Annotated in this window: 24 protein-coding genes; 17 read left to right on the top strand and 7 right to left on the bottom strand. The window is 46.6% G+C overall.

All coding sequences use genetic code 11. The annotated features are described in order from the left end of the window. The first annotated feature begins 120 nt into the window (after positions 1-120). From DW947_RS05125 to DW947_RS05095, 7 genes are all read left to right on the top strand, one after another. On the top strand, positions 121-498 hold the full coding sequence (locus DW947_RS05125; protein WP_005827252.1) for a GtrA family protein: 378 nt from the start codon (positions 121-123) through the stop codon (positions 496-498). Positions 499-549: 51 nt separating this feature from the next. Continuing rightward, positions 550-1,521 carry a glycosyltransferase family 2 protein gene (locus DW947_RS05120; RefSeq protein WP_005827256.1) on the top strand — a complete coding sequence of 324 codons (972 nt, stop codon included), beginning with the start codon at positions 550-552 and terminating at the stop codon, positions 1,519-1,521. Positions 1,522-1,879: 358 nt separating this feature from the next. Beyond that, positions 1,880-2,167: a hypothetical protein gene (locus DW947_RS05115; RefSeq protein ID WP_044467809.1), complete on the top strand. Its 288-nt coding sequence runs from the start codon at positions 1,880-1,882 to the stop codon at positions 2,165-2,167. Between the two features lie 256 nt (positions 2,168-2,423). Continuing rightward, positions 2,424-2,906 carry a GNAT family N-acetyltransferase gene (locus DW947_RS05110; protein WP_035449346.1) on the top strand — a complete coding sequence of 161 codons (483 nt, stop codon included), beginning with the start codon at positions 2,424-2,426 and terminating at the stop codon, positions 2,904-2,906. Further along, positions 2,903-3,262 (top strand): DUF3795 domain-containing protein, encoded by a 360-nt coding sequence (locus tag DW947_RS05105; RefSeq protein WP_057097562.1) that lies wholly within the window; start codon positions 2,903-2,905, stop codon positions 3,260-3,262. Before DW947_RS05110 ends, DW947_RS05105 begins: the two co-directional genes overlap by 4 nt. A gap of 31 nt (positions 3,263-3,293) precedes the next feature. Next, positions 3,294-3,875, top strand: coding sequence for a Crp/Fnr family transcriptional regulator (locus DW947_RS05100; protein WP_117963683.1), 582 nt, complete (start codon positions 3,294-3,296; stop codon positions 3,873-3,875). A gap of 143 nt (positions 3,876-4,018) precedes the next feature. Continuing rightward, positions 4,019-4,294, top strand: coding sequence for a hypothetical protein (locus tag DW947_RS05095; protein WP_005833197.1), 276 nt, complete (start codon positions 4,019-4,021; stop codon positions 4,292-4,294). 12 nt (positions 4,295-4,306) lie between these two features. Here the strand turns inward: DW947_RS05095 and DW947_RS05090 are convergent, their stop codons facing one another. Beyond that, positions 4,307-5,260 carry a transporter gene (locus DW947_RS05090; protein ID WP_035449132.1) on the bottom strand — a complete coding sequence of 318 codons (954 nt, stop codon included), beginning with the start codon at positions 5,258-5,260 and terminating at the stop codon, positions 4,307-4,309. Between the two features lie 200 nt (positions 5,261-5,460). On the opposite strand from DW947_RS05090, the gene DW947_RS05085 reads away from it, so the two are divergent. The 3 genes from DW947_RS05085 to dnaA all read left to right on the top strand — a co-directional run bounded on the left by DW947_RS05085 (position 5,461) and on the right by dnaA (position 9,340). Continuing rightward, complete coding sequence (locus tag DW947_RS05085; RefSeq protein ID WP_005827280.1) at positions 5,461-6,696, top strand: N-acetylmuramoyl-L-alanine amidase; 1,236 nt, start codon at positions 5,461-5,463, stop codon at positions 6,694-6,696. Between the two features lie 13 nt (positions 6,697-6,709). Then, entirely contained in the window at positions 6,710-7,603 is an 894-nt protein-coding gene (locus DW947_RS05080; RefSeq protein WP_005827282.1) for an MlaD family protein, read from the top strand. Between the two features lie 351 nt (positions 7,604-7,954). After that, positions 7,955-9,340: a chromosomal replication initiator protein DnaA gene (dnaA, locus tag DW947_RS05075; protein WP_005827286.1), complete on the top strand. Its 1,386-nt coding sequence runs from the start codon at positions 7,955-7,957 to the stop codon at positions 9,338-9,340. Between the two features lie 85 nt (positions 9,341-9,425). Here dnaA and DW947_RS05070 read toward each other — a convergent pair whose 3' ends face one another. Beyond that, positions 9,426-10,160 carry an NADPH-dependent oxidoreductase gene (locus DW947_RS05070; protein ID WP_044468986.1) on the bottom strand — a complete coding sequence of 245 codons (735 nt, stop codon included), beginning with the start codon at positions 10,158-10,160 and terminating at the stop codon, positions 9,426-9,428. A 417-nt stretch (positions 10,161-10,577) separates the two neighbouring features. On the opposite strand from DW947_RS05070, the gene DW947_RS05065 reads away from it, so the two are divergent. From DW947_RS05065 to DW947_RS21720, 4 genes are all read left to right on the top strand, one after another. Continuing rightward, entirely contained in the window at positions 10,578-13,115 is a 2,538-nt protein-coding gene (locus DW947_RS05065) for an adenosylcobalamin-dependent ribonucleoside-diphosphate reductase (protein WP_009037933.1), read from the top strand. 131 nt (positions 13,116-13,246) lie between these two features. Next, the gene (locus tag DW947_RS05060; RefSeq protein WP_009037932.1) at positions 13,247-15,940 is read left to right on the top strand and encodes a 4-alpha-glucanotransferase; all 2,694 of its coding nucleotides are present in this window, start codon (positions 13,247-13,249) and stop codon (positions 15,938-15,940) included. Positions 15,941-16,214: 274 nt separating this feature from the next. After that, the gene (gene folB / locus DW947_RS05055; RefSeq protein ID WP_009037931.1) at positions 16,215-16,580 is read left to right on the top strand and encodes a dihydroneopterin aldolase; all 366 of its coding nucleotides are present in this window, start codon (positions 16,215-16,217) and stop codon (positions 16,578-16,580) included. A 458-nt stretch (positions 16,581-17,038) separates the two neighbouring features. Beyond that, positions 17,039-17,194, top strand: a complete 156-nt coding sequence (locus DW947_RS21720) for a hypothetical protein (RefSeq protein WP_165853734.1) — start codon at positions 17,039-17,041, stop codon at positions 17,192-17,194. Positions 17,195-17,233: 39 nt separating this feature from the next. Here DW947_RS21720 and DW947_RS05045 read toward each other — a convergent pair whose 3' ends face one another. From DW947_RS05045 to mtaB, 4 genes are read right to left on the bottom strand one after another with little or no spacing between them, the layout of a single operon-like run. Further along, the gene (locus DW947_RS05045; RefSeq protein ID WP_005830204.1) at positions 17,234-17,752 is read right to left on the bottom strand and encodes a methylglyoxal synthase; all 519 of its coding nucleotides are present in this window, start codon (positions 17,750-17,752) and stop codon (positions 17,234-17,236) included. A gap of 47 nt (positions 17,753-17,799) precedes the next feature. Continuing rightward, complete coding sequence (locus DW947_RS05040; protein ID WP_009037929.1) at positions 17,800-18,816, bottom strand: glycosyltransferase family 2 protein; 1,017 nt, start codon at positions 18,814-18,816, stop codon at positions 17,800-17,802. Continuing rightward, complete coding sequence (locus tag DW947_RS05035; protein WP_057252971.1) at positions 18,809-19,708, bottom strand: lysophospholipid acyltransferase family protein; 900 nt, start codon at positions 19,706-19,708, stop codon at positions 18,809-18,811. The genes DW947_RS05040 and DW947_RS05035 overlap by 8 nt, the downstream gene beginning before the upstream one ends. A gap of 54 nt (positions 19,709-19,762) precedes the next feature. Further along, positions 19,763-21,079 carry a tRNA (N(6)-L-threonylcarbamoyladenosine(37)-C(2))-methylthiotransferase MtaB gene (mtaB, locus tag DW947_RS05030; RefSeq protein ID WP_005830199.1) on the bottom strand — a complete coding sequence of 439 codons (1,317 nt, stop codon included), beginning with the start codon at positions 21,077-21,079 and terminating at the stop codon, positions 19,763-19,765. A gap of 85 nt (positions 21,080-21,164) precedes the next feature. Between mtaB and DW947_RS05025 the strand changes: the two genes are divergently transcribed. From DW947_RS05025 to DW947_RS05015, 3 genes are all read left to right on the top strand, one after another. After that, complete coding sequence (locus tag DW947_RS05025; protein ID WP_008664099.1) at positions 21,165-22,838, top strand: long-chain fatty acid--CoA ligase; 1,674 nt, start codon at positions 21,165-21,167, stop codon at positions 22,836-22,838. A gap of 157 nt (positions 22,839-22,995) precedes the next feature. Then, positions 22,996-23,208, top strand: a complete 213-nt coding sequence (locus DW947_RS05020; protein ID WP_005833237.1) for a hypothetical protein — start codon at positions 22,996-22,998, stop codon at positions 23,206-23,208. Positions 23,209-23,542: 334 nt separating this feature from the next. Continuing rightward, complete coding sequence (locus DW947_RS05015; protein WP_005830186.1) at positions 23,543-23,788, top strand: RNA recognition motif domain-containing protein; 246 nt, start codon at positions 23,543-23,545, stop codon at positions 23,786-23,788. A 253-nt stretch (positions 23,789-24,041) separates the two neighbouring features. Here the strand turns inward: DW947_RS05015 and rplI are convergent, their stop codons facing one another. Then, positions 24,042-24,491, bottom strand: coding sequence for a 50S ribosomal protein L9 (gene rplI, locus DW947_RS05010; RefSeq protein ID WP_005830185.1), 450 nt, complete (start codon positions 24,489-24,491; stop codon positions 24,042-24,044). Between the last annotated feature and the right edge of the window lie 9 nt (positions 24,492-24,500).

The raw sequence follows: 24,500 nt of genomic DNA, 5'->3' as shown, positions 1-24,500 counted from the left end.
TTGCAATTTGCTGAGATGCAGCTTAATTTCGCAAAGCAAAATTACAAATAATTCTGAAACAATGCCTAACTTTGCCGCCCCAATGATAATGGCAACAGAGAGTAGATATTTAATGTTAAGATGAAGCGGCTGAAACAACTACCGGAATTTGTACGCTTCGTAATGGTGGGCATCTTTGCGACAGCTCTGCACTACGGATTGTATTTTGTATTACAATGGGTTATCAATGTAAACATAGCCTATACACTGGGATATGCTCTCAGCTTCATCGCCAATTTCTATCTGACTGCTTACTTTACCTTCGGCCGGAAGCCCTCATGGAGAAAAGCCTTCGGATTTGGAGGGGCACACTTATGCAGCTATCTGCTACACATGGGGTTGCTGAACCTCTCTCTCTGGATGGGCATCCCCAAACCTCTGGCCCCCATTCCGGTTTTCGCCATCGCCATTCCGGTCAACTTCTTACTCGTACGTTTCGTTTTCAAAAGAAAAGAGTGATAATTTGTTTTTCTCCCGATTTCTTACGAATATTGCAAAAAGATTTGTTCTATGATGGAAAACTCTCCCATACTCGCCGTTGTCGTACCTTGCTACAAAGAAGAGGCAGTGCTGCATGAAACCCATAAACGATTGAGCCAATTATTCGACCGGCTGATACAAGCCCGGCAAATTTCCCCGGAAAGCTATATATTATATGTAAACGACGGAAGCACCGACCAGACATGGGCTATCATCAAAGAACTGCACCAAAATACGGCCTATGCCTGCGGACTGAACCTGGCAGGAAACGTAGGACACCAGAATGCCCTGCTAGCAGGACTCAATGCAGTAAAAGAGCGTTGCGAGATAGCCATCTCCATTGATGCAGACTTGCAAGATGACATCCAAGTGATTCCGGACATGATAAACAGCTATAAAGCGGGCAATGACATCGTTTATGGCGTACGTAAAGAACGGAAGACCGACACTTTCTTCAAACGCAACACCGCTTTGGTCTTTTATCGGCTGATGAAGGCAATGGGGGTAAAATCCGTCTACAATCATGCCGACTACCGCCTGATGAGCCAGCGGGCTGTACAACACCTATGCCGCTTCCGCGAGCGCAACCTTTTTCTTCGGGGACTGGTTCCCCTCATCGGCTACCAGACGGACAGCGTGTACTACAATCGTGACAAGCGTTTTGCCGGAGAATCAAAGTATCCTTTCCGGAAGATGCTTAATTTTGCCATCGACGGTATCACTTCCTTTTCCGTCAAACCGGTCCGTATGATTTTTTGGATAGGCTGCATCTTTATTCTTGTGGCACTGTGTGTCACCGGATGGACACTTCACTCTTACACACAGCATAACGCCGTCCCCGGATGGTCATCACTGATGATTTCCGTCTGGCTGGTAGGAGGTGTGATACTTGTGTCGCTGGGGATTGTAGGCGAATACATCGGCAAAATATACATTGAGGTGAAGGACCGACCGCGCTACAATGAAGAAGAACTGCTGATGCCGTCCGGCAAAACAGAATAAAAGAAGCCCATCATCATTCTACACAAAAGTTTTAAAAAGGAAAAACACTTCTCACACTATCACACTATAATAAAGGTATAGGGAACAGTGTGTGTCTTTCTTGCCGACAAGTTGGCAAGATTTTGCCACCCTATTGGCAAGACTTTGCCATAGGCATGGCAAAAGTTTGCCAAAAGCATGACAATGGGTTGGCAAAATTACTCTCTGGCAGACAATGAGTTAACATAACTATCAAAATCGTATCGTCACATCAGTTTATATCAAAAAACACAAAATCGCTTGCGAAAGCGACATAAATGCCGTATCTTAGTACACGTGCAAGCAAACCATTTTGCTTACACATGATAAGAATCTGCTTATGGGAACATTAGGCTGCATCAATGACATGCTACAAAGGGATAAAGAGAACCGTGCTCTCCGCAAGCTGAGCAGAGGACGGATGCGGGAGCACTACAAATACCTTGTAGACAGAAAAGGTCCTGAGAGAGCCGATGTAACCATTGAGGAAATAGAAAAAATCCGAAGAAATACTACTGAAAAGGAATTGTCAGATAAAGAACATCTATTCAGGGCAAAGACGATTCTTGCAGCATGTGCTTTAGTCTTGCTTTTATTGGGAGTACTTTGTTATAAATTGTTCTTATAAGCAGGTCTGAAACCGATTGACAAGAAATCTACCCGGTTAAATTCATCAGCCATTGGCTGGCGATTGAAAGCAGATTCCCATGCTTCATAAAAAATTCGCATACTTTTTATATTCGAAGCAGAGAATCAACAACTTGGTTTCCAAAACCAATAAATTAGAAATGAAAAAATTATCTTTGCAAACACAATAAATACATTGAAAAACTTTCTGTTAGAACATGGAACATCTAAAAGCATACATTTTAGCACTTAAAAACATGAATACAGATTTTACAATTAGAATTGCCCAACAGTCTGATGCCCTTGAACTTATGAGTTTGTTTCAAGAGACAGTCCTCCATATAAACAAGCGTGACTATTCAGAAGCAGAAGTGGCAGATTGGGCATCGTGCGGAAACGACCTCTCCCGCATAAAAGAAATGATTAAGACACATTATTTTATTGTGGCAACCAATCAACAGTCACAGATTGTCGGCTTTTCATCCATTACCCACCAAGGATATTTGCATTCTATGTTTGTTCATAAAGATTTTCAAGGTAAAGGCATTGCTACCATACTTCTAAATGAGATAGAACGGTATGCAACCGCAAGAGGAATCATGCGAATTACATCAGAAGTAAGCCTGACAGCCCGTCCATTCTTTGAGAAAAGAGGCTATATAGTAGAAGTGGAACAGAAACGCAAAGCCAACCAACTTTATCTCACCAATTTTTGGATGGCGAAAAGGCTGGCTGAATGAAATCGTATAACGGACGTATTCCTGCTTGTGGTGTCTTTTGTGGTGGTTGTCCCATATACACAAGAGAAAAAAGTCCCTGCAAAGGAGCAGAACAGAATGGTTCTCGCTGTGAAAAATGTAAAACATTCCATTTATGTTGCTTGGAAAAAAGAATAACACATTGTTTCCAATGTTCTGATTTCCCATGTACTAAATTCAAAAGATTTACCAAACGTTGGCTAAAATACGGACAAAACTTCATTGAAAACCAAAAGCTTTTAAAAAACGTAGGTGAAGTTAAATTTTTAAAGTATTATAATGAGAGAGTCCACGACCAGCTTACCAACAATGACAGAAAATCAGGAATAAAACAATAATTTTGTACCTTTCGAAAAACATGTGTTGTAAATGACAGATTTTAATTCATACATGGGCAATATAGACACTGACTTTTTTAGGGAACTGTGTTTAAGAAACGGAGAACTACGGTATTATAAAAGAAATGAATTTATCCTCCGAGAGGGAGAAGTCGGTTCTTTCTTCGGGTTTATTGTATCCGGTGTAATCAAATATACCTGCATCAACCAAACTGAAAACAAAACATATAATGTAGGTTTTTCTTTTGCCAATGAATTTATCTCTGATTATCCCAATTGTTTATATAACATAAAATCTGAATTGAATATACAAGCAATAACCCCATGTAGAATCTACATCTGTTCTTCCGAATTACTTCTACAAGAATTTGAAGAGAACAAAAAAAATCAACGAATAGCCCGCATTGCAGCCGAACAATTATTTTTTCAGTCGTATTCACGTTACTTGGATTTGTTCAGATTTACATCGGAAGAACGCTATCTCCAACTTCTTAAAAAATGTCCAGAAATCCTACAAATGGTACCCCTAAAAGAAATTGCGTCTTACTTGAAAATAACCTCTATTCACATGAGCCGCATCAGACACAAACAGAGTTTTGACAGCAAAGAATAAACATAGGTTTAGAAATTCAATCATTTAACAATATTCCAAGACAATATTGATTCTGTCAGGAAGTTCTCTTTTATTTTTGCCCTATCCTTTGGCTGATTCAGCGAAAGGCAGGAATGAAAGGAGTTAAACATAGAGTCCTATATATGAGAACAAGAAAAGTATTTAGAATGCCACTTGATAAAATTCTTTGTTTATCAGCCAATGCTATATTAACCATTATTGCACTATGGAGTATTGCATCAGTCTTTTTCGAAAACGCCACAATTGATTCTATAATAGCCCGTTTCAGCGTGGCTTCTGCCTGCATGGCCAACCTATTTTCAAAACATCGCCTTATCCGGATAATATTCCTCATTATGGCATTTGTACTGATAATTGTTGCAACCGCCCTCTATGTCCATAAAGCAAATAAGATGTAAAATACTCAGCAGTTATTCCGTCTCATTTTTCCTTTTCTTCCACAGCTGATAACTATTGATTATATTCTGCCACAGCACATACGATCCCGGACCGACGGAAGATAACGGATTAAGATAAGTATATGCCATCCAGATGGCAAGCACCGTATTCTTTTGCCCCAGCGCCTGCCCTCCACTGATGCGCTCACCATAATGACCGCCGATTCTCTTTCCCAAATAGAATTGTATACAGCAGGTTATCAGTCCCGCCAGGGCTATCAGCAGTTCAACAAATACCGGTGCATCACTATTGACCAATGAACGTACCGTCTGCCCTGAGACAATGGCAAGAGCTACCGCCCACAAATAGAAGGCTGCATCATGGAAACCCAACAGAAAATGATGCACCTTCGGCACAAACGCACGCAGAAACCATGCCAGCAAGAAAGGACAAAGCAGCAATGGAAAGACTTTACTCAGAATTTTCAGGAATGCAACAAAAAAAGTAATGTCAGCATGAGGCTCCACCAACGGGAAAACCAAAGGAACAGCCACAGCTGCCAGAAGATTGGACAACAACGTATAGGTCGTCAGGCTGGATGCGCTTCCACCCAGTTTACCGGTAATGACAGCCGCAGCGGTTGCAGTGGGACAAATGAGGCAGACCATTGCACCTTCAAACACTTCCCGGTAGACCTCCTCCATAGGGCAACACACCAACAATACCGCAACAATCAAGCAAGAAACCGTCTGGAACAGCAGTAACCATCCATGCCACGATTTGGGTTTCAGTTCATGCACCTCCACCTTGCAGAAAGTGAGCAGAAGTTGGGAAAAAATCAAAAGCGGAGTCAGGAAAGCCACTAACCCATTCACATAAGGTTTGGCAGGCGCCACAAAAGGAATGTCTGCAAAAAAGAAATATCCCAAAGTACCGGCAAGCATTGCCAAAGGCAACGTCCAGTTCTTTATAAAACGAACCAGCATACTTGATTTGCTATTTTAATTATCTGCCGCAAAGTTACGCATATTATCAATACATTGAGCCACTAATTACTCAAACACAGACATTAATTACACTAAAAATGAGAAGAAGAACAATAAAACTGAACATAATCCATTAGTTTTCTATAAATTTCCACTACATTTGCCAAGCGAAAAGGAAGCATTGTCTTTGCTACAATTATATGAAACTATACAGACGATACATATTATATATAAGTATATGCTTAGGGCTGCTTATCTCCCCCTTTTGCAGTGGCAGCGCTGAAGCGAAAGACTTTGTTGTCGTTATAGACCCCGGACACGGTGGACACGACCCGGGTGCAGTGGGAAAAATTTCCAAAGAGAAGAATATCAACCTGAATGTAGCACTCAAACTTGGCAAACAAATCAAGAAGAACTGCCCTGATGTAAAAGTTATCTATACGCGGGACCGGGACATATTCATCCCCCTGGACCGGCGCGCTGAAATTGCCAATAACGCCAAAGCTGATTTGTTCATCTCCATACATACCAATGCCCTGGCCAAAAACCGGACGGCCAAAGGAGCCTCCACCTGGACACTGGGTCTGGCAAAATCGGATGCCAATCTGGAAGTAGCCAAGCGCGAAAATGCCGTTATCCTCTACGAAAGCGACTACAAGACGCGGTATGCCGGCTTCAATCCCAACTCGGCAGAGTCCTACATCATCTTCGAATTCATGCAAGACAAATACATGTCACAGAGTGTGCACCTCGCCTCCCTCGTACAAAAGCATTTCCGCCAAACCTGCAAACGTACAGATCGGGGCGTGCACCAGGCAGGTTTTCTGGTATTGAAGGCCAGTGCCATGCCAAGCATACTGGTGGAACTCGGATTCATCTCCACACCGGAAGAGGAACGGTACCTGAACACTGAAGCAGGAACCACCTCACTTGCCAACGGTATCTTCCGCGCTTTCCTCACCTATAAGCGCGAGCAGGAAATCCGGTTGAACGGAAGCAGCAATACCATTCTTCCGGAGGATGTACCCGAGCCCGTTCAAGAAGAAGGCAACGCAGCTACAGCGACACCGGAAAAGAAAAATGCACCTCAAGCGGAGAGTAACCAAGCTGCCCAACGCCCGCAAAGGTCAGAAAATGCAGCCGTTTCCCAAACAGAACAGAGCGGCATCGTGTTTAAGATACAGATACTCACTTCTTCACGTCCTCTGGCCAAGAATGACAAAAGACTGAAAGGACTGAAAGACGTGGATTATTATAAAGAAGGCGGAATCTACAAATATACGTACGGCGCATCACCCGATTACAACAAGGTGCTGCGCAGCAAACGTAGCATTACGGACAAATTCAAGGACGCATTCATCATTGCGTTCAAGAATGGAGAAAAGATAAACGTCAACACAGCCATCAGCGAATTTAAAAAGAACAGAAATAAATAACAAAAGATACATCATGAAGTATATTACAAAAGAAGTTAGAATAGGAATAGCAGGCATAGCTGCACTTTGCATATTGGTATACGGCATCAACTACCTGAAAGGGATAAATATGTTCAAGCCCTCCAGCTATTTCTACGTGAAATTCCAGAATGTCAATGGGCTGACAAAATCCAGCCCGGTCTTTGCCGACGGCTTCCGCGTGGGTATTGTCCGCGACTTGTACTACGACTATACCCAACCGGGCAAAGTCGTTGCCGAAATAGATGTTGACCCAGAGCTGCGCATTCCCAAAGGAAGTACGGCAGAACTGGCAGCCGAAATGCTTGGCGGCGTAAAGATGAACCTGCTGCTTGCCAATAACCCACGGGAGAAATACCAGATTGGAGACACAATCCCCGGCGTGCTGAACAACGGAATGATGGAAAAAGTTGCCACCATGATGCCGCAAGTAGAGAAGATGCTGCCCAAGCTGGATTCCATCCTCGCATCCTTAAATGTCATACTAGCCGACCCCGCCATCCCTGCAACCTTGCATAACGTACAAGATTTAACAGCAAGTATGGCCGTCACAAGCCGCCAGTTGCAAACTCTAATGAAGGATGATATTCCACAACTGACCGGCAAGCTCAATACCATTGGAGACAACTTTGCACTCATTTCCAACAACTTAAAGGAGATAGATTATGCTGCCGCCATGCAAAAGGTAGACGCAACTTTGAACAATGTAAAAATGATTACAGACAAATTGAACCAGAAAGACAATACCGTCGGACTTTTGCTAAACGACCCTTCTCTATATAATAATCTGAACGCCACCACTGCCAACGCAGCAAGTTTATTGGAAGACTTGAAATCGCATCCGAAACGATACGTCCATTTCTCCCTATTCGGCAAGAAAGATAAGTAAAAGATGGACGTTATATAGATTTTGTCTAAATAATAAGTCTATAAAGGAATTAAAAGGAAAGCCCTCATTTGCTCTATACAAGGAGCGAAAAAGGGCTTTTTCCTGCTCTGGGCACAGAAAGAAAACAAGAGACGCAAAGCTACATAAACCACTATATGACAAAGTATTAGATAAATGCAACACACCTTATATAAGGAGTATACTCATAGTAACCGATAAGTAGCTGAAAGTAAAGAGCTTATTACTTTCCCTAAAAACGCAAGAAAAAAAGGATTTGTTTTTCTCGAATAAGATTGCCAATTTTGCAATCGTAGAAGTTATGCTTAATTAATAAATGTATTTATAGCCGTTATGAGTGAAATAGATCATGTCGGGCTGTGGAACCGCTGTCTTGAAATCATCAGAGACAATGTTCCGGAGCAGACATACAAAACATGGTTTCTTCCCATCATACCTTTAAAATATGAAGACAAAACGCTGGTCGTACAAGTGCCCAGCCAGTTCTTCTATGAGTTTTTGGAGGACAAATTTGTTGATTTGTTGCGCAAGACTCTCTATAAGGTCATTGGTGAGGGAACTAAATTGATGTATAACGTAATGGTGGACAAGAGCTCGCGGAAAACCGTCGACCTGGAGTCTACACAGCGTACCATCATACCGCAAAAACAAGTGATGGACAAAAGGATTCCGCAGATTCCCGTCCCCGAACTTGACCCGCACCTTAATCCAGAATACAACTTTGAAACCTTCATCGAAGGTTACAGCAACAAGCTGTCGCGCAGCGTTGCAGAAGCTGTCGCTCTCAATCCGGCTAAAACAATCTTCAATCCGCTGTTCCTATACGGAGCATCAGGTGTAGGCAAAACCCATCTTGCCAATGCTATCGGAACCAAAATCAAGGAACTATACCCGGAGAAAAGGGTATTGTATGTATCTGCACACCTATTCCAAGTGCAATACACCGATTCCGTACGTAACAATACGACTAACGACTTCATCAACTTCTACCAGACCATTGATATTCTAATCATTGATGATATTCAGGAATTTGCCGGCGTGACCAAAACGCAGAATACATTCTTCCATATCTTCAACCATCTGCATCAGAACGGCAAGCAGCTCATCCTCACTTCCGACCGTGCACCGGTATTGCTGCAGGGCATGGAAGAGCGTCTGATTACACGTTTTAAATGGGGAATGGTGGCTGAGCTGGAGAAACCTACCGTAGAACTCCGCAAGAACATTCTGCGCAACAAGATACACCGTGACGGCCTGCAGTTCCCCCAGGAAGTGATTGACTATATTGCAGAGAACGTGGGCGACAGTGTACGTGACCTGGAGGGCATCGTCATTTCCATTATGGCGCATTCCACCATATACAATAAAGAAATAGACCTGGAACTGACGCAACGTATCGTCCGCAAGGTAGTGAACAGCGAAAGCAAGGCAGTGACTGTCGATGAAATCATCAACACCGTATGCAAGCACTTCGGATTGGAAACTGCCACCATCCACACAAAATCCAGAAAGCGGGAAGTGGTGCAAGCACGACAAATAGCCATGTATTTAGCCAAAAACCATACAGACTTCTCTACTGCAAAAATCGGTGCGCTAATTGGACATAAAGACCATGCCACCGTATTGCATGCATGTAAAACCATCAAAGAACTGAAAGAGGTGGACAAATCATTCCGTGCGGAAATCGACGAGATTCAAGCCGCACTGAAAAAAGGATAAGAATAAAGGATAAGGGATTAAATGCAGCTAAGTATGCATTAGCTTAACCCCTTATCCCTTATCCCTTATCCCTAATCCTTAATTTTCAAAATCCCTGCTTTTTCATTATCTTCCAAAGATTCTCCGACATTGCCTCACTGTCTTTCTTCGTATAACGCACATCTGTAAAGACCTGCGCCAGCGTTTCCTTATTGTTCTCCAAGATGAACTGCTTGTTCTCAGGAAGCGATTCTTTATAGGCATACAACCGGTCAATGTCCTGAGGAGTATAATCATGATAAACCTCTTCGTGTACAATGGCCTCCAGCGGCAAACGGTCCACTTGTTCCGGCTGTTCGGCAGGCCATCCCACTGTGACTGTCGTGATGGGAAACACCAATTCCGGTAACTCCAACGCTTCGACAATCATCTGAGGGTTGTAAGTGGTAGTTCCCAGATAGCAAATGCCCAACCCCTTCTCCTCGGCAGCCACACAAAAAGTCTGTGCCACCAGCAAGGTATCGACAGCCCCCGTCACAAACCACTCAAAGTTGTTGTATCCCGGCTCAGCCTTACGTTGCTCACACCACTTGCTGAAGCGGCGCAAATCTATGCAGAAAGTAAGCACTACCGGCGCCGTCCGAACCATCGGCTGATTGAAATGTGCAGGCGCCAGTTTGGCTTTACGCTCTGCATCACGCGTCACAATCACACTATAAACCTGCATGTTCCCGACTGTAGAAGCCCGGAAAGAGGTTTCAAGCAAATCATTTAACAAATCAGCAGAAATATCCTTCTGCTGGTATTTTCGGATTGTTCTCCTTTGTTTCAAGCTTTCCATTCTTTCTTTTTTTGCAAAGATAATGTAATCCACGAACAATTCATTCAAGAGTTCACACTTTTTTTATCATCATATATCCGGAATAAAATACATCTTTTCAACAAGAAATGAACAATTATTATCTCTACGAGCAGATAAAAGTAACCTTATGTTCGACTAAACCGAGAACCTTTCAGCCCAACAAGTTGTTAATAAATTCCATTTTGGAAAACTTATTCGTTTACTCAAATCATTAAAACATTATAAACCAATAAATTAATAGCAATCAATAGAAAACTATATATCGGTTAATAAAAACATTCATTTTAATTTTGCCAAGTTGAAAAACATTCATAGCTTTGCAAATACATTTGTTAACGATAAGTACAACTTCTACAACTTTACTTATTTGTAACTAATCCTAAGAGATACAACATTGTGGAAAAGAAAAATTATTCTTATGACGAAGCCTACGGAGAATCTTTAAAATACTTCCAAGGCGACGAGTTGGCTGCCAGAGTTTGGGTAAACAAATATGCAGTCAAAGATTCTTTCGGAAATATTTACGAAAAGTCTCCGGAAGACATGCATTGGCGGATAGCCAATGAGGTAGCCCGCATTGAGGCCAAGTACCCCAATCCATTAAGTTCAGAGGAACTTTTCGGCTTGCTCGACCACTTCAAGTACATTGTTCCGCAAGGAAGCCCGATGACCGGAATCGGGAACAACTATCAGGTAGCCTCTCTGTCCAACTGCTTCGTTATCGGTGTGGACGGCGAAGCGGATTCTTATGGTGCCATCTTCAAGATAGACGAAGAACAAGTACAGCTGATGAAACGCCGTGGCGGCGTGGGACACGACTTATCCCATATCCGTCCGAAAGGTTCACCGGTAAAGAACTCGGCACTGACCTCCACCGGCTTGGTCCCCTTCATGGAACGCTATTCAAACTCTACACGCGAAGTAGCTCAAGATGGACGCCGCGGCGCACTGATGCTCAGCGTATCCATCAAACACCCCGACTCGGAAGCCTTCATCGATGCCAAGATGACTGAGGGCAAAGTGACCGGAGCCAACGTCTCCGTAAAACTGACCGACGACTTCATGCAGGCCGCCATCGAAGGCAAACCATATACACAGCAATATCCGATTGACGCCACAGAGCCGGCATTTCAAAAAGACATTGACGCATCCGCATTATGGAAAAAGATTGTGCACAATGCATGGAAATCGGCAGAACCCGGTGTATTGTTCTGGGATACCATATTAAAGGAATCCGTGCCCGACTGCTATGCAGACCTGGGCTACCGTACCGTATCCACCAATCCATGCGGCGAAATTCCACTGTGCCCGTACGACTCCTGCCGTCTGCTCGCCATCAACCTTTACTCATACGTGGTCAATCCGTTCAAGCCGGACGCCTACTTTGACTTTGAGCTATTCAAGAAGCATGTAGCTTTGGCCCAACGCATCATGGACGATATCATCGACCTTGAACTGGAGAAGATAGAGCGCATCATGAGCAAGATAGATGCCGACCCCGAAAGCGAAGACGTGAAACATACAGAACGCGTTTTGTGGCAGAAGATTTACAAGAAAAGCGCCCAAGGCCGCCGTACCGGTGTAGGTATCACGGCAGAAGGCGACATGCTTGCCGCCCTGGGATTGCGTTACGGTACTGAAGAGGCAACCGAGTTCTCGGAGAAAGTACACAAGACGGTGGCACTCAACGCCTATCGCTCCTCCATAGAAATGGCCAAAGAGCGCGGCGCATTCGAGGTGTACGACACAGAACGCGAAAAGAACAACCCGTTCATCAACCGCCTGCGTGAAGCCGACCCGGAAATGTACGAGGAGATGAAGAAGTACGGACGCCGCAACATTGCCTGTCTGACCATCGCCCCGACCGGCACCACCAGCCTGATGACTCAAACCACCTCCGGTATCGAGCCCGTATTCCTGCCCGTGTACAAGCGCCGCCGCAAAGTGAATCCCAACGATACGAACGTTCATGTGGACTTCATCGACGAAACCGGGGATGCCTTTGAAGAATATATCGTGTTCCACCCCAAGTTCGTGACTTGGATGGAAGCTCAAGGATACAACCCCGCCAAACGCTACACGCAGGAAGAAGTGGATGCCCTGGTAGAGAAATCACCTTATTATAAAGCAACCTCCAACGACGTGGACTGGCTGATGAAAGTCAAGATGCAGGGACGTATCCAGAAATGGGTGGACCACTCCATCAGCGTAACCATCAACCTGCCGAACGACGTGGACGAAGACCTTGTGAACCGTCTGTATGTAGAAGCATGGAAATCCGGCTGCAAGGGCTGTACGGTTTACCGCGACGGTTCGCGTTCCGGTGTGCTCATCTCTACCAAGAGCGACAAGAAGTCCGAGCTTCCTCCATGCAAACCGCCTACGGTCGTTGAAACTCGTCCCAGAATATTGGATGCAGACGTTGTCCGTTTCCAAAACAACAAAGAGAAATGGGTGGCGTTCGTCGGCTTGCTGGACAATCATCCCTACGAGATATTCACCGGTGTGCTGGACGATGACGAAGGCATCATCCTGCCGAAGAATGTGGTGTCGGGCCACATCATCAAGAATGTGGATGAGCACGGAAACAAGCGTTACGACTTCCAGTTCGAGAACAAGCGTGGATACAAAGTCACCATCGAGGGCCTGTCCGAGAAGTTCAACAAAGAGTATTGGAACTATGCCAAGCTGATTTCCGGTGTATTGCGCTATCGCATGCCTATCGAGCAGGTCATCAAGCTGGTAGGTTCACTGCAACTGGACAGCGAAAACATCAACACCTGGAAGAACGGTGTGGAACGCGCCCTGAAGAAATACATCCAGGACGGCACGGAAGCCAAAGGCAAGAAATGCCCCAACTGCGGCAACGAAACACTGGTTTACCAAGAAGGTTGCCTCATCTGCAAGACGTGCGGAGCTTCCCGCTGTGGATAATCCCACGGCAAGCACAAACGTTTGCATAGGAATTTAAATGACTTAGATAACGGTAGCTGCATGATTATGAGGAATAATTTCTATACTTGCATAATCATTGCAGCTATTGCTATTTCTAAATCTAATATAATATGACACTAATATTCAATATCGAGTATCGCACCAGCTGGGGTGAAGAAGTCAGAGTCCTGGGTTCCATCCCGGAACTTGGCAACAACCAGCCCAACAAAGCCACCCCCCTGCACACTGTAGACGGCATTCACTGGACCGCGGAAGTGGATATCCAGATTCCCGGTAATGGAAGCGTCGAATACAGTTACCACATCTATCGAGATGGCAGAACCATACGGACAGAGTGGAACAGCCTGCCACGCATCCTGCACGTTGCAGACAATCCGAAGAAAGTTTACCGCATAGAAGATTGTTGGAAGAATCTGCCCGAGCAGCAGTATTTTTATACATCCGCTTTCACAGAATCCCTGCTGGCGCATCGCGAACGCAGTGCCGCCCCGAAAAGCTACAAAAAGGGGTTGCTGATAAAGGCGTACGCCCCCTGCATAGACAGTGACCATTGCCTGGCACTCTGCGGAAACCAGAAGGCGCTGGGTGACTGGAACCCGGACAAAGCTGCCCTTATGAGCGACATCGACTTCCCCGAATGGCAGGTAGAAGTGGATGCCGGCAAAATCAGCTTCCCGCTAGAGTATAAATTCGTCCTTTACAACAAGAAAGAGCGCCGTGCCGTGGCCTGGGAGAACAATCCCAACCGCTATATGGCCGACCCGCAGATAGCCGCCAACGAAACGCTGGCTGTCGGCGACCGTTATGTATACTTCAATCTTCCTGCATGGAAAGGTTCCGGAGTAGCCGTACCCGTATTCTCCCTGCGCTCCGAGAAAAGCTTCGGTGTAGGCGATTTCGGCGACTTGAAGCGCATGATTGACTGGGCAGTTGCCACCAATCAGAAGGCGGTGCAGATTCTGCCCATCAACGACACTACCATGACGCATACCTGGACAGACTCCTACCCTTACAGTAGCATCTCCATCTATGCCTTCCATCCCATGTACGCCGACCTGAAGCAGTTGGGCAGCTTGAAGGACAAGAAGGTGATGGCCGAATTCAACAAACGCCAGAAGGAACTGAATGCCCTGCCCGCCGTGGACTACGAAGCTGTGAACAAGACAAAGTGGGAATACTTCCACCTCATCTTCAAGCAGGAAGGGGAAAAGGTGCTGGCATCGGATGCTTTCCGTAATTTCTACGAAGCCAACAAGGAATGGTTGCAGCCATATGCCGTCTTCAGCTACCTGCGTGATGCCTACAAGACCCCGAATTTCCGCGAGTGGCCCAAGTATGCCACCTACGATGCCAAGGAGATAGAGACATTGTGCCGGCCGGACTCTGCCGACTATCCGCATATTGCCATCTACTACTACATCCAGTTCAATCTGCACCTGCAACTGCTTGCCGCCACCGAACATGCGCGCGCCAACGGCGTAGTGCTGAAAGGCGACATCCCCATCGGCATCAGCCGCAACAGTGTGGAAGCCTGGAAGGAACCCCACTACTTCAACTTGAACGGCCAAGCCGGTGCACCGCCCGACGACTTCTCCGTGAACGGACAGAACTGGGGCCTCCCCACCTACAACTGGGATGTCATGGAAAAAGACGGTTATGCCTGGTGGATGAAACGTTTCCACAAAATGGCAGAATACTTCGATGCCTACCGCATAGACCACATCCTCGGCTTCTTCCGCATTTGGGAGATACCGATGCACGCCGTACACGGGCTGTTGGGACAATTCGTCCCCGCCCTGCCCATGACGCGCGAGGAGATAGAAAGCTACGGGCTGGCATTCCGCGAAGACTTCTTCCTGAAGCCCTATATCCATGAGTACTTCCTCGGACAAATCTTCGGCCCGCATACAGACTATGTGAAACAGACCTTCATAGAGCCGACAGACACGTGGGAGGTTTACCGCATGCGTCCCGAGTTCGACACCCAGCGCAAGGTGGAAGCCTACTTTGCCGGAAAAACGGACGATGACAGCATCTGGATTCGTGACGGGCTTTACGCCCTTATCAGCGATGTGCTGTTCGTGCCCGACCGCAACAATCCGCACGAATACCATCCGCGCATCGGCGTGCAGCACGACTACATCTACCGCGCACTGAACGATTGGGAAAAGGCTGCCTTCAACCGGCTGTATGACCAGTACTACTATCACCGCCACAACGACTTCTGGGGACAGCAAGCCATGAAGAAACTGCCGCAACTGACACAGTCCACGCGCATGCTGGTATGCGGTGAGGACTTAGGCATGATTCCCGATTGCGTGGCATGGGTGATGAACGACCTGCGTATCCTTTCCCTGGAGATACAACGTATGCCGAAAGACCCGAAACAAGAATTCGGCCACACAGACTGGTATCCATACCGTTCGGTCTGCACCATCTCCACGCACGACATGTCTACCCTGCGCGGCTGGTGGGAAGAAGACTTCCAACAGACGCAGCGTTACTACAACACCATGCTCGGGCACTACGGTGCCGCACCGGCAACGGCCACGCCGGAGCTCTGCGAAGAAGTGGTTCGCAATCACCTCCATAGCAACTCCATCCTCTGCATCCTCTCCCTGCAAGACTGGATGTCCATGGACGGCAAATGGCGCAACCCGAACGTGCAGGAAGAACGCATCAATATTCCTGCCAACCCGCGGCACTACTGGCGCTGGCGCATGCACCTGACACTGGAACAACTGATGAAGGCAGAAAGCTTGAACGAGAAAATAAGGTGCATGATAGAAAGCACCGGAAGATAAGAAAGGATTCTTAGCAAAGTATTATTTTAGGCACGGATTACATGGACAATCACGGATAATATTGAAAGCAACCGTGATAACCCGTATAATTCCGTGCCTAAAATAGTTCGATAAGTTTATTCCGACCCTCACATAATTGTATTCTATAAAAAACAATTTCGCGCTATTTTTATATTTTACAGAATACAATCCACAGCCTGAATCGTAATAACCGGATACTGATTTGCCCGTACCACAAAATATCAGTAAGTTTGCAGAAAACAATCTACAAGTAATGACCAGTTATATTTTCCTTGACACGCTTCGCTTCTTCGCCCATCACGGCGTGGGCGAACAAGAAACCGTGGTAGGCAATGAGTTTACCGTCAGCCTGCGCCTGCAAGTTGATATCCGGCGTGCGGCAGAAACGGACGACGTAGCCGACACCGTGAGCTATGCCGATGTACATACAGCTGTGAAGGCAGAGATGGACATTCCTTCCAAACTATTGGAACATGTATGCGGGCGAATTATAAACCGATTGTTCCGCGACTTCCCACAGATAGAGGAAATAACCCTCAAGCTGGCAAAGCGCAATCCACCGATGGGCGCGGATATAGAGGCTGCAGGAGTGGAAATATGCCAACGCCGCGGAGAATGACAGATTGCCGAATCACCCCATTCACTATTGATACACAGGCACTTCCCACTGCAAAGACACTGCATGCTTTTTGCAGTGGCGCTGCAAACGGTTTGCAGTAACACTGCACATATATTTGCAGTAGTACTGCAACAGCTTTGCAGTAACGCTGCAACAGATATGCAGTAGCACTGCAAAATGTATACAGAAGTTCTGCAGTGAGCATGCAGCAACTTTTCTGCCGTAGAATACAACCATTGATACCAATATTCCGTACCTTTGCCCCATCATCAACAAAAAGTCAATGAGAAACGCTATACAACGACTGGCATTACTCCCCATCGTCGCTCTCTTCCTGCTACCGGCCGCTTGCTATCAAATACAGCTCCGAGTTTCATTGAAGAAATGCCCTCTACCTGCCCACCCCTTACGACTTTACAAACCCATACAACTATGCAGACTTCAGAAGGAATGAACTATTGAAAATAAACCTCACAGAGTTCCGCTTCCCCTACCAATACCTCAACGACATAGAATGGGCAGATTCACCAACACCATTATTGTGCAACTCTATGACTTCAAACGGCAAGGGTGGGCTATCGCACCAGTGTGGGCTGTCCATGAACGAAGGGTAGCGATAGATTAAGAATGCCCAGTAGAACCGAGTTTCATCCTTATTTTTGCCGTTTCCGCTTCTTTGCCGATTCCACCGCTTCGGCCACCACCGGCTTATTTGCAAACCGCTTGGTGTAGTTGCTGTAATCGGGAACAGTGCGTTCATACGTTGGATCGACAAACAACGGGCTGGAAATGATATGGTCTGCCGTACTGCGGTTGCAGCAGAACACGATGTTCTCCACACCGGCAAGGCGGGTCAACGCCTTCACATCCGTATCGTGCGGCTGAAGGGTCATCGGGTCGGTGAAAAAGAAAAGATAGTCAATCTCTCCGTCCACAATGCGCGAGCCCATCTGCTGGTCACCGCCCAAAGGACCGGATTTAAGGATAGTGAAATCCCACTCCACATCAGGATGTTTCTCCCGGAGGGCTTCGAGGATAAGGGTACCCGTGGTGCCCGTACAATAGAATTTATGCCCCATCAGCAATTCCGAGTTCCACAGTACCCACTCGATGAGGTCTTTCTTCATGGCGTCGTGTGCCACTAATCCGATTTTTCTAACTAGTTTTTCCATAATTCAAAACCTTTAATAGATTGAACAATTATAAAAGGCAACAGTTCCTACAATTGGGAAAAGAATTTCTTTCCATGCAGATAAAACTGCGCCAATATACTGTTTTTTGTCCGTTCCGGTATTACGGCAAGCGTAGTTTTTTTCAGATTCTCTTTGCGGGACGCTGCTAATGAAGTGCGGAGGGAGTGGTAGGCACGGCGCGCACGGAATACGGCCAAAGCATTGGGTAACTGGCCTTTCAGCATGAAACTGAACGCAGCCACATAATCGAGCACCGCACGTACACGCATCACGGACGCCAAGTCCTCCTGCGGCAGATTCTTATAAAGCATGACAAGGTTATTACGAAAATTGAGGAAGGTCTTGCGCGGATTCTCCTTCTTCAAAGTGGCCCCTCCCACATGAAATACCACACTCTGCGGTATACATGCCAACTGTCTGCCACGGGCACGAAGCCGCCAACATAAATCTATCTCCTCCATGTGGGCAAAAAAACGTCCGTCCAGCCCACCCGCTTCCCGGTAGTCTGCCAGACGGATGAACAGAGCCGCCCCCGTAGCCCAGAAAATGGGTATCACCGTGTCGTATTGCCCCTTGTCCTCTTCTACCACGCCCATAATACGGCCGCGGCAGAAGGGATAGCCATAGCGGTCGATGAAACCTCCCGCAGCTCCGGCATATTCAAACTGCCCCTTGTTACGCCAACTGCGTATCTTCGGCTGGCAAGCGGCCGTCTCCGGATAGGCATCCATATACTCTGCCAACGGGACAAGCCAGTGCTCGGTGACCTCTACATCGGAGTTGAGCAGCACTACATATTCTGCCTCCACCTGCTTCAATGCCAGATTGTATCCGTCGGCAAAACCGTGGTTCTCTTCCAGCAGAATCAAGTGCACAGAAGGAAACTCGCGACGGAGCATTGCCACAGAAGCATCCGTAGAGCCATTGTCCGCCACATACACCACAGCACCATCCGCCTCCGAAAAACGCACAACAGAGGAAAGGAAGGAACGGAGCATATCACATCCGTTCCAATTCAATATGACAACAGCAATCTTATCCATGTTGCACAGCTTCTTTTCGTTTATTTTTCCAGCGTTTATGAGACCAGAACCAATAAGCCGGTTCGCGCCGGATGGTCTGCTCCAGACGACGGGCGAAGCACTCGGTTATCTCGCCATCCGCCGTCTGCTTGGGAGTTTCGGTAACCAAGTCGAAGAGCACTTTGCAATATCCCCTGGATGTCCGTTCCAATTCACAATAAAAGACGGGGAAGTCCATCAGCTTGGCAATGCGCTCGGCGCCATCCATGAACACGGTGTCCTGATTCAAGAAAGTGGTCCAATAATGGGCCTCGCTGCGGTTGGGCGACTGGTCTGTAATCAGGCCGATGGCTATCCGCCTGCCTTCACGGCGAAGCTTTATCACTTCGCGTGCCGTGGAATGTTTCGCCACATTGTATCCTCCGAACCGGGCGCGGATATGCTTAAACATCTCGTCCAGATACTTATTGCTTAGCGGTTTGTACACCTGCACCGGGATGTCGCCCGGATGCATGATGGCCCCCATGCCTATAATCCACTCAAAATTGGCATAATGGGGAATCAACAGTACAATGCCTCCATGCTTCTCTATCATGGCAAGGTATTCTTCCTTATTATCATACTTCATCCGGCGGCAGAGCTCCTCGAAAGACATGCGCAGCATCTTCACCTCTTCCAGCATATAGTCGCAGATATAATGGTAGAACTTGCGCTCTATCTCCATCAATTCGGTTTCCGACTTCTCCGGAAAGGAATTGCGAAGGTTGCGGCGAACGACTTTCTTCCGATAATGCACGACGTGGCGCATCAGGAAGTACAGCCCGTCGGACAATGCATAAAGCGCCCGGAAAGGCAGAAGTGCCACAAGCCACATGCCCGCATAAGTCAACCAATAGACAATTTTTGATTTCACTTCGTCAGTTATGAGTTATAAGTTATGAGTTATTTGTTGCAAAGGCGGCATTCCTCATTCCATTACTCCCAAGAGTGCGGTGCCGTCGGCATTGAAATCGCCCAGGCGCACAGACACGAGCTGGTTGTCCAAGGCAGCATCATGAGGGACTTCCACACGGATATAATTGGGAGTGAAGCCGTGCATCGGCAGTCCGGGTTTGGGACGTTCCAGCAACACCGGCATCGTCTGCCCGATATGGCGCGCATAAAAAGCACGGGTCTTTTCGTCCGAAAGCTCCAGCAATTGCTGGCTCCTGCGGTGCTTTTCTTCGGGTGCCACCACGTGGTCTATCTTCAAGGCCTGCGTGCCGGGACGCTCCGAATAGCTGAAGACATGGAGCTGCGTCACGTCCAGGCTCTTGATAAACTCATAAGCCTGCCCGAAATACTCCTCCGTCTCTCCACGGGTACCCACAATCACGTCTACCCCTATAAAGGAATCGGGCATCACTTCCTTTATCTTCTTTATCTTCGAGGCAAACAAGGCGGTATCGTAACGGCGTCGCATCAGCTTCAGCACCTCGTCACTGCCCGACTGCAGCGGTATATGGAAATGAGGCATGAAACGCCGGGAACGGGACACGTATTCTATGATTTCATCTGTCAGCAGATTCGGCTCGATGGAGGATATGCGGTAACGCTCAATGCCTTCCACCTCGTCCAGCGCCTTCACCAAGTCGAAGAAAGTCTCACCGGTAGACTTGCCGAAGTCTCCGATATTGACGCCGGTCAATACAATTTCCTTTCCACCTTCGGCAGCCGCCTGGCTGGCCTGCTCCACCATAGAAGCAATGCTGCCGTTACGGCTACGTCCGCGGGCAAAGGGAATGGTGCAATAGGAACAATAATAATCGCAGCCGTCCTGCACTTTCAGGAAGAAGCGTGTCCGGTCGCCACGCGAACAAGACGGGGCAAACGAACGTATATCCTTCAAAGCGGAAGTGTAGGCCTCGCCGGTCTCGTGCTTCTGCAGATTGCCCAGGTAGTGGAGCAGGTCCTTCTTCTGCTCGGCTCCCAGCACGACGTCCACACCTTCTATCTTTGCCACCGTCTCCGGTTTCAGCTGGGCATAGCAACCGGTCACCACGACAAATGCACCCGGATGTTGCTTCACCAGTTTGTGGATGGCCTGGCGGCACTTCTTGTCTGCCACTTCCGTCACCGAGCAGGTATTCACTACACAAATATCCGCTTTCTCACCCTTGCGCGCCGTACGTACGCCCGCTTCCCGCAAAATTTTACCGATAGTAGAGGTCTCCGAGAAGTTCAGTTTGCACCCCAACGTATAGTAAACCGCCGTCTTATCTTGAAATATATTGGTATCTATCATGAGCTTATAAACACATTTATGCTGCAAATATATACATTATTAATCTATTTTTCCTACTTTTGCACACTCAACTAAAATTTGTGCAATGATACAAGAGAACTTTATCAAACTATACGAGCATAGTTTCCGCGAGAATTGGGACCTCCCCTGCTATACCAACTATGGAGAAAACGAGAGCTATACTTATGGCGAAGTGGCACAAGAAATAGCCAGACTGCATCTTATTTTCAAGTACTGCCAACTGCGCCGCGGCGACAAGATAGCCGTCATCGGCAAGAACAATGCCCGCTGGTGCATCGCCTATATGGCCACCATCACCTACGGTGGTATCGTAGTCCCCATTCTGCAAGACTTCAACCCCAATGATGTCCATCATATCGTAAACCACTCCGAATCAACGTTCCTCTTCACCAGCGATGCCATTTGGGAACATCTGGAAGAAGAACGGCTTACTGGACTTCGCGGTGTGTTCTCGCTGAGCGACTTCCGCTGTCTGTATCAGCGGGACGGCGAAACCATCCAGCGTTTCCTCAAGCATCTGGGCGATGAGATGGAAGCGACCTACCCGAACGGGTTCCGTAAGGAAGACATCGTTTACACGGACCTTTCCAACGACAAGGTCATGCTGCTGAATTATACCTCGGGCACCACCGGATTCAGTAAGGGCGTCATGCTGACGGGAAACAACCTGGCCGGCAACGTCACCTTCGGCATACGTACCGAGCTGCTGAAGAAAGGGGACAAAGTGCTCTCTTTCCTGCCTTTGGCACATGCATACGGCTGCGCATTCGATTTCCTTACCGCCACGGCCGTCGGCACACACGTCACACTGTTGGGAAAAGTGCCTTCCCCAAAGATTCTGATGAAAGCTTTCGAGGAAGTGAAACCCAACCTGATTATCACCGTCCCCCTTGTCATTGAAAAGATATACAAGAATGTCATACAGCCCATCATCAACAAAAAGACCATGAAATGGGCGCTCAGCATTCCCTTGCTCGACGGACAGATATACGGGCAAATCCGCAAGAAACTGATTGACGCACTGGGCGGACGTTTCAAGGAAGTCATCATAGGAGGCGCAGCCATGAACCCGGAAGTGGAAGAATTCTTCCACCGCATCAAGTTCCCCTTCACCATCGGCTACGGCATGACTGAATGTGCCCCTCTCATCAGCTATGCTCCCTGGAATGAATTCGTCCCGACTTCCTCCGGACGGGTACTCGACATCATGGAAGCCCGTATCTGCAAGGAAAACCCGGACGACAAACTCGGCGAAATACAAGTACGTGGCGAGAACGTGATGACGGGTTATTACAAAAACCCCGAAGCCACCAAAGAAGTCTTCACCGAAGACGGATGGCTTCGCACCGGCGACTTGGGTACACTGGACGACGACAACAACCTATACATACGCGGACGCAGCAAGACCATGATTCTCAGTTCCAGTGGACAGAATATCTTCCCCGAAGAGATAGAAGCACGGCTCAACAACATGCCTTTCGTTCTGGAAAGTCTTGTCATCGAACGGAATAAAAGACTGGTAGCACTGGTTTATGCCGACTATGAAGCCTTGGATTCTTTAGGGTTGAACCAGCCGGACAACCTCAAAACCATTATGGATGAGAATCTCAAAAATCTGAATAATAGTGTGGCAGCCTATGAAAAAGTAAGCCAAATCCAACTTTATCCGACTGAATTTGAGAAAACGCCCAAAAGAAGTATCAAGAGATACTTATACAACAGCATTGCCGAAGATTAATATGTTGTAAAACATATAGATAGGGATAAAAACAGCCGAAGCTCCAAAAAAAATATAAAAAAAGTTGGGGTTTCGAGAACAACATATTCAAAAAGTACATACCTTTGCAACGTTTTAATAAAGCAATTGATTGTATTACGTTTTAAAAGTAAAGAAAATGAAAAAATTAGTTTTGATGGCTGCAGCTATCGTAGCAGTATCTTTCGCATCTTGTGGCAACAAAGCAGCTAACGCTGAACAAGCAACTGCAGATTCTATTCGTATCGCTGACTCAATCGCAGCTGTAGAAGCAGCAGCAGCTGAAGCCGCAGCAGCAGCCGCAGCAGCTGACACTGTAGCAGTAGATAGCGCAGCTGTTGTAGCTGAATAATTTTCAGTACAACACTCGAGAGAATTGAAAGTCTGACGTGCATATAAGCACACCAGACTTTTTTTATACCCTATCCTCCCCTTCTATTCCCTTCCAATTGTTAAGTCTTGGTCTTATTTCACAAAAAAGGATATTATACGGCAGATAAACGATAAAGTATAGTGCATATACCAAATAAAAGCCGTTACTTTGCATCAACAAAACAATAAGAGGTTTATTACGATCTGCTTTTCATTATGTTTCTCCTCGATTAACCACATTGAGAATTTTCATTTCTGACTACAACTTCCTAAGACTCCTTTATTGAATTATTAATTTTTTATTTTTGTATTTTATGAATATGTACATTGGAAACCTTAGCTACAACGTTAGGGAATCAGATTTGAGACAAGTAATGGAAGAGTATGGAACAGTAGAGTCAGTAAAACTGATTATGGACCGTAATACAAACAGATCAAAAGGTTTTGCCTTCGTAGAGATGCCCGAAGCTGCTGAAGCCCAACAAGCAATCAACAAACTGAATGGAGCAGAATATGTAGGCCGCCAGATGGTAGTGAAAGAAGCATTGCCAAGAAACTAAAAAATTGTTGACTGACAATAAGGCAAAGAGCATACCCCTGAGTGGGTATGCTCTTTTTTGCATTAGTAACCTCGTAAAGAGACACAAGAGTATTCTTGCCAAACCTCTATACCGCGCGCGTAAACCTCTATGTCAGCATGCGTAAACCGCAGCTTTACGTATCCCTCAATAAGCCCACACACATACGCTCCGAACATAGAAAAGCCCGGTCCTTTATCAGAACCGGGCTTCCTTATCATTATGAAGTCTTTTCTTATGCTTCTTCAGCAACTACTTCGAAAGGAATTTCTACAGAAACTTCCTTGTGCAGCTTAACGATAGCCTTGTAGTTACCCACTTCTTTCACTGCGTCCTTAACAACGATAATCTTACGATCGATGTTGTGACCCAATTTAGCCAGCTCTTCAGCTATCTGGATATTACCAACAGAACCGAAGATAGTACCAGTAGAGCTAACCTTAGTAGCAATCTTCAATGATACGCCTTCCAGCTTAGCAGCCAGTTCTTCAGCATCCTTTTTGATTTTCTCCAGCTTGTGAGCGCGTTGTTTCAGCTCTTCAGCCAACATTTTCTTTGCAGCCGGTGAAGCGATGACAGCTTTACCAGTCGGGATGAGGTAGTTACGACCGTAACCAGACTTTACTGTTACGATGTCGTTCTTATAACCCAAGTTTACGATGTCTTCTTTCAATATAATTTCCATACTTTCCTC

This window comes from Bacteroides sp. AM44-19 (assembly GCF_003603395.1).
GTDB classification, from domain to species: Bacteria; Bacteroidota; Bacteroidia; order Bacteroidales; family Bacteroidaceae; genus Bacteroides; species Bacteroides uniformis.
Note: the sequence above shows the minus strand (reverse complement) of the source record. Positions and strands in the feature narration are given on the sequence as shown.

What these genes read in the sequence shown, in the direction of transcription:
- dnaA (WP_005827286.1), top strand. Translation starts at nt 7,955, where the DNA reads ATGAGTGAAATAGATCATGTCGGGCTGTGGAACCGCTGTCTTGAAATC.
- DW947_RS05080 (WP_005827282.1), top strand. Translation starts at nt 6,710, where the DNA reads ATGAAGTATATTACAAAAGAAGTTAGAATAGGAATAGCAGGCATAGCT.
- DW947_RS05070 (WP_044468986.1), bottom strand. Translation starts at nt 10,160, where the DNA reads ATGGAAAGCTTGAAACAAAGGAGAACAATCCGAAAATACCAGCAGAAG.
- DW947_RS05105 (WP_057097562.1), top strand. Translation starts at nt 2,903, where the DNA reads ATGAAATCGTATAACGGACGTATTCCTGCTTGTGGTGTCTTTTGTGGT.
- DW947_RS05120 (WP_005827256.1), top strand. Translation starts at nt 550, where the DNA reads ATGATGGAAAACTCTCCCATACTCGCCGTTGTCGTACCTTGCTACAAA.
- folB (WP_009037931.1), top strand. Translation starts at nt 16,215, where the DNA reads ATGACCAGTTATATTTTCCTTGACACGCTTCGCTTCTTCGCCCATCAC.
- DW947_RS05015 (WP_005830186.1), top strand. Translation starts at nt 23,543, where the DNA reads ATGAATATGTACATTGGAAACCTTAGCTACAACGTTAGGGAATCAGAT.
- DW947_RS05110 (WP_035449346.1), top strand. Translation starts at nt 2,424, where the DNA reads ATGAATACAGATTTTACAATTAGAATTGCCCAACAGTCTGATGCCCTT.
- rplI (WP_005830185.1), bottom strand. Translation starts at nt 24,491, where the DNA reads ATGGAAATTATATTGAAAGAAGACATCGTAAACTTGGGTTATAAGAAC.
- DW947_RS05100 (WP_117963683.1), top strand. Translation starts at nt 3,294, where the DNA reads ATGACAGATTTTAATTCATACATGGGCAATATAGACACTGACTTTTTT.
- mtaB (WP_005830199.1), bottom strand. Translation starts at nt 21,079, where the DNA reads ATGATAGATACCAATATATTTCAAGATAAGACGGCGGTTTACTATACG.
- DW947_RS05020 (WP_005833237.1), top strand. Translation starts at nt 22,996, where the DNA reads ATGAAAAAATTAGTTTTGATGGCTGCAGCTATCGTAGCAGTATCTTTC.
- DW947_RS05060 (WP_009037932.1), top strand. Translation starts at nt 13,247, where the DNA reads ATGACACTAATATTCAATATCGAGTATCGCACCAGCTGGGGTGAAGAA.
- DW947_RS05115 (WP_044467809.1), top strand. Translation starts at nt 1,880, where the DNA reads ATGGGAACATTAGGCTGCATCAATGACATGCTACAAAGGGATAAAGAG.
- DW947_RS05045 (WP_005830204.1), bottom strand. Translation starts at nt 17,752, where the DNA reads ATGGAAAAACTAGTTAGAAAAATCGGATTAGTGGCACACGACGCCATG.
- DW947_RS05025 (WP_008664099.1), top strand. Translation starts at nt 21,165, where the DNA reads ATGATACAAGAGAACTTTATCAAACTATACGAGCATAGTTTCCGCGAG.
- DW947_RS05090 (WP_035449132.1), bottom strand. Translation starts at nt 5,260, where the DNA reads ATGCTGGTTCGTTTTATAAAGAACTGGACGTTGCCTTTGGCAATGCTT.
- DW947_RS05040 (WP_009037929.1), bottom strand. Translation starts at nt 18,816, where the DNA reads ATGGATAAGATTGCTGTTGTCATATTGAATTGGAACGGATGTGATATG.
- DW947_RS05125 (WP_005827252.1), top strand. Translation starts at nt 121, where the DNA reads ATGAAGCGGCTGAAACAACTACCGGAATTTGTACGCTTCGTAATGGTG.
- DW947_RS05095 (WP_005833197.1), top strand. Translation starts at nt 4,019, where the DNA reads ATGAGAACAAGAAAAGTATTTAGAATGCCACTTGATAAAATTCTTTGT.
- DW947_RS05085 (WP_005827280.1), top strand. Translation starts at nt 5,461, where the DNA reads ATGAAACTATACAGACGATACATATTATATATAAGTATATGCTTAGGG.